Annotated in this window: 4 protein-coding genes; 3 read left to right on the plus strand and 1 reads right to left on the minus strand. The window is 41.1% G+C overall.

Annotation, left to right across the window (positions count from 1 at the left end):
* Positions 1–576 (plus strand): hypothetical protein (locus tag AC3DU7_RS26270; RefSeq protein ID WP_488042225.1); only part of this gene is annotated, 576 nt, incomplete at its 5' end.
* A gap of 166 nt (positions 577–742) precedes the next feature.
* On the opposite strand, the gene AC3DU7_RS26275 is transcribed toward AC3DU7_RS26270, so the two are convergent.
* Positions 743–1,939: a phosphoglycerate kinase gene (locus AC3DU7_RS26275; RefSeq protein WP_488042226.1), complete on the minus strand. Its 1,197-nt coding sequence runs from the start codon at positions 1,937–1,939 to the stop codon at positions 743–745.
* A 132-nt stretch (positions 1,940–2,071) separates the two neighbouring features.
* Between AC3DU7_RS26275 and AC3DU7_RS26280 the strand changes: the two genes are divergently transcribed.
* Positions 2,072–2,455, plus strand: coding sequence for a universal stress protein (locus AC3DU7_RS26280; RefSeq protein WP_488042227.1), 384 nt, complete (start codon positions 2,072–2,074; stop codon positions 2,453–2,455).
* Between the two features lie 573 nt (positions 2,456–3,028).
* The coding region (ltrA, locus tag AC3DU7_RS26285) for a group II intron reverse transcriptase/maturase (RefSeq protein ID WP_488042228.1) at positions 3,029–4,471 on the plus strand (1,443 nt) is incomplete at its 3' end.

A 4,471-nucleotide genomic window follows, 5' to 3' on the forward strand; every position in this document is an offset into this window, starting at 1 on the left:
CCAGTCAAAGAAGAAAATCCAGAAGCGGTATTAGAAGAGTTTGAAGGAAATCATCCAATGCAAACATCTTGCTCGCCAGTCAAAGAAAAAAATCCAGAACCAGTATTAGAAGAGTTTGAAGGAAATCATTATACAATGCAAACATCTTCCTCGCCAGTCAAAGAAAAAAATCCAGAACCAGTATTAGAAGAGTTTGAAGGAAATCATTATACAGTGCGAGCATCTTGCTCGCCAGTCAAAGAAGAAAATCCAGAAGTGGTATTAGAAGAGTTTGAAGGAAATCATTATACAATGCAAACATCTTCCTCGCCAGTCAAAGAAGAAGAGTTTGCCGGAAATCATCCAGTGCGAGCATCTTGCTCGCCAGAAACTCCAGAAACTCCAGAAACTCTAGGAAATACAGAAGAAACTCCAGAAACTCCAGGAAACACAGAATATGAAGAAAAGCAGAAAATAGCTGATAACTGTCAGAAAGTTTATGATTTAGTAGAAGAAGCTCAAAAATTGATAGGAGGCGAAAAACCCTTTAATCATCCTTATTATTGGGCAGGTTTCGTCTGTCAAGGAGAAGGATAAATTCAGTTATCAGTTATCAGTTATCAGTTATCAGTTATCATAATTCAGGAAAAAACAGGATATATCTATTATGGGAAGTGTGAGGATATTACAGCGCTATCTTCACAAGCAAAATATTGTAGGGACATTCCATGAAACATCCCTACTGTGGTTCGTTTAAAGCAATTTATGCTTCATCTAAAGCAACAATACCAGGTAATTCCTTACCTTCCAACAATTCCAAACTAGCACCACCACCAGTAGAAATATGACTCATTTTCTCACCCAAATTCAACTGTTCTACAGCAGCAACAGAGTCTCCACCACCAATAATAGTAATAGCATCCTGCTTATCCGCAAGAGTCCGAGCGATCGCTTCAGTCCCCTTAGCAAATTTCTCCATTTCAAACACACCCATGGGACCGTTCCAAATCACAGTTTTGCAATCACCCAAAGCATCTTGGAACACCTTCGCAGAGTCAGGACCAATATCCAAACCCATCCAACCATCAGGAATAGCTTCAACACTAACAGTTTGAGTATTAGCTTCTGGGTCAAACTTATCAGCTACAACTACATCAGTAGGTAATAACATCTGCACGCCTTTCTCTTTTGCCTTAGCTTCCAGAGACTTAGCCAATTCCAACTTATCGTCTTCAACTAAAGACTTACCCACACTTAAACCACGAGCTTTGTAGAAAGTGAAAATCATACCACCACCCAACAGCAGCTTATCGCACTTATCCAACAAAGCATCAATCACACCAATTTTACTAGAAACCTTAGAACCACCAATAATTGCAGCCAAAGGTTTTTGAGGACTGTCAATTGCACCTTGGAGGAATTTTAATTCCTTTTCAATTAAATAACCACCCACAGAAGGACTCAAATATTTAGTCACGCCCTCAGTAGAAGCATGGGCACGGTGAGCAGTTCCAAAAGCATCATTCACATATACATCCGCCACAGAAGCAAGTTGCTTGGCAAACTCTGGGTCATTTTTTTCCTCTCCAGCGTAGAAGCGAACATTCTCCAGCAAAACTACATCACCATCTTGCATCGCTGCTACAGCAGAAGCTACTTCCTCACCAATACAGTCGTCACACTTTTTAACTGCCTTACCCAATACTTCAGAGAGTCTTTCTCCCACAAGAGTCAGACGCATATCCTCATTTACTTTTCCCTTGGGACGTCCAAAATGGCTAGTCAAGATAACTTTTGCACCTTTGCCAATTAAATCTTGAATTGTGGGAAGAGCTGCCCGAATCCTAGTATCATCAGTAATACTACCATTATCAACAGGCACATTAAAGTCCGCCCGCATGAGTACCTTTTTGCCAGATAAGTCAGATGCCGATAAATTTGCTACAGTTTTTTTTGTCACAGGATTAATCTCCTAAGTATTTGTTTTATCAATGTCCATTAATGGGGTATGGCCCATGAATGGATAAATTAGATTACACCAATTCGTTCACGGTAAACATTTTATCGGAGTCCGTGCCCCAAATATACTTCTATGTTTAAAACAGTTCTATTTCCTGTAGACCGTAGCCGAGAAGCTCGCGAAGCTGCGGAGAAAGTGATTAACATTGTCAAGACATATCAAGCTCGCTTGGTAGTAATTTCAGTGCGAGAAGTAGTTTCAGAAGGCCAGGAAGCTTTCCACCCAGAAATGACTTCTGAGCAAACAGTTATCAAACTTTTAGAGGAAGCTAAGGCTCTATTTGCCCAGCAGGGTATTGAAGCTGAAACTATGCAAAGAGAAGGCCATCCGGCTTTTACTATCTGTGATGTGGCTGATGAGATTAATGCTGACTTAATTGTGATTGGCTGCCGAGGTACTGGTTTGAGTGAGGAAGGAGCTACTGATAGTGTCAGTGTGCGACTCGTTGGCCACTAAACCAGGAAACTGGGTATAAATGGCCGTTCCAAGTCAATACATGAGGACACCCTCGACTTGTGAATAACTCTTATTACCTTGGTGGTGAAATTCCATCCGCCCTGTTGTTGGGTTGAAAGCATAGACCACGGAGTAGAGACTGAACATCAATCTCCGAAGCTGGTTTAAAAGCGGGACAATACCAGTTACCAGGAACGATACCGCAAGCAAAGGCTGACAAGTGGACGAACAGAAAGGTAATGAAACTCTCGTGAAGTCAAACCATCCCAAAGGTAGCTATGGGATGTAGGGCGAAAGCCAGAGGGTCTATGGATATAAATATTACTGACGTTTATATCAGCAACCATACCGAACCCTCCGGGAGATTTTACCCCACTAAATCAGTCGCAATAAAGGAATAAGGGAACGAGGAAACCTCTCTTTGACACCTAAGAATATAGGTCGAGAACTTAGGAAGCCATTCAAGGTCAATCTGCACTCATGTTGCAGGTCAAAGGGAGAGTAGGATTGGGTAAAAAGCATAACTATGCAGACGTACCCACTTTTGAATGTAATGTAAGGTAACGATTAGCAATGAATAAGGCTAAAACACTAAAAAGAAAACTAGGAAATCCTAAACCATTTTTAAGCGTGGCATGGAATACAGACGATATACCGTCCCAAATCAGTATCAATCCTAATCTCAAATGGAAAGATATAAATTGGAAACGGGTTGAGAAGAATGTATTTAAGCTGCAAAAGTTAATTTACAAAGCATCCAGCCGTGGCGAAATCCGCAAGATGCGCAAATACCAAAAACTTCTGACCAAAAGTTATTATGCAAGGTTGCTAGCTGTTAGGCGCGTGACTCAAGATAACCAGGGCAAGAAAACTGCCGGGGTAGATGGTATTAAAAATCTACCTCCTATGCAGAGACTAAACTTGGTGAACCTACTCGCATCACGCCACCTTAAAGCAAGTCCCACCCGCAGAGTATATATACCAAAACCAGGGAAGGATGAAAAGAGACCTCTCGGAATCCCCACAATGTACGACCGTGCATTACAAGCTCTGGTTAAGTTAGGTATGGAACCAGAATGGGAGGCACGCTTTGAGCCTAATAGCTATGGTCTTTTCCGGGGGTCGACACATGATGCTATTGGAGCTATTTATGCCAGCATCCACCTAAAGCCAAAATATGTGCTAGATGCTGATATATCCAAGTGCTTTGACCAAATTAACCATGATAAGCTACTAGGAAAAATTGGGAAATCTCCTTACAGACGATTAATTAAACAATGGTTAAAGTCTGGAGTGTTTGACAATAATCAATTCCTAAAATCTGTGGAAGGTACACCACAGGGAGGGGTAATTAGTCCCTTACTAGCAAACATCGCCCTGCACGGTATGGAAGAAAGGCTAATGGAATTTGCCGAAAAACTTCCGTTTAGATATCCAAGTGGGAAGATAATGGGAAAAAGAGACAGAAGATACAGTCTCAACCTAATACGCTATGCTGATGACTTTGTCATCCTACACGAAGACATTAAAGTAGTGTTAAAGGCTAAAGCCGTGATACAGGAATGGTTAAACCAGGTAGGATTAGAACTAAAACCAGAAAAGACCAAAATTGTCCACACCTTGGAAGAGTATGAAGGTAACAAACCTGGATTCGACTTTCTAGGATTTAATGTTAGACAATATGAGGCCAAGTCAACCAAACAAGGATTTAAAACGCTGATTAAACCATCTCCAAAGAGTATAAAAACCCACTACCGGGAACTGGCGGTTATATGTGATAAATACAAAACCGCTCCTATTCAAGTCTTAATAACTAAGCTAAATCCGGTAATTATAGGATGGGCTAAATACTACTCCACTCAAGTTAGTAAAGAGGTATTCAGTAAAATAGATAGCCTCTTATGGAAAAGACTGTGGAGATGGGCAAGTAGAAGGCATCCAAATAAGTCGGCTAAATGGGTAAGGCAAAAGTATTTTCCCTCGATTGGGACAAGAAATTGGGTTCTTAACGATGGC

The sequence above is a fragment of the Okeania sp. genome, from assembly GCF_983059655.1.

Bases quoted from the DNA above. Each gene is read 5' to 3' on its own strand.
- AC3DU7_RS26280 (WP_488042227.1), top strand. From the start codon at position 2,072: ATGTTTAAAACAGTTCTATTTCCTGTAGACCGTAGCCGAGAAGCTCGC.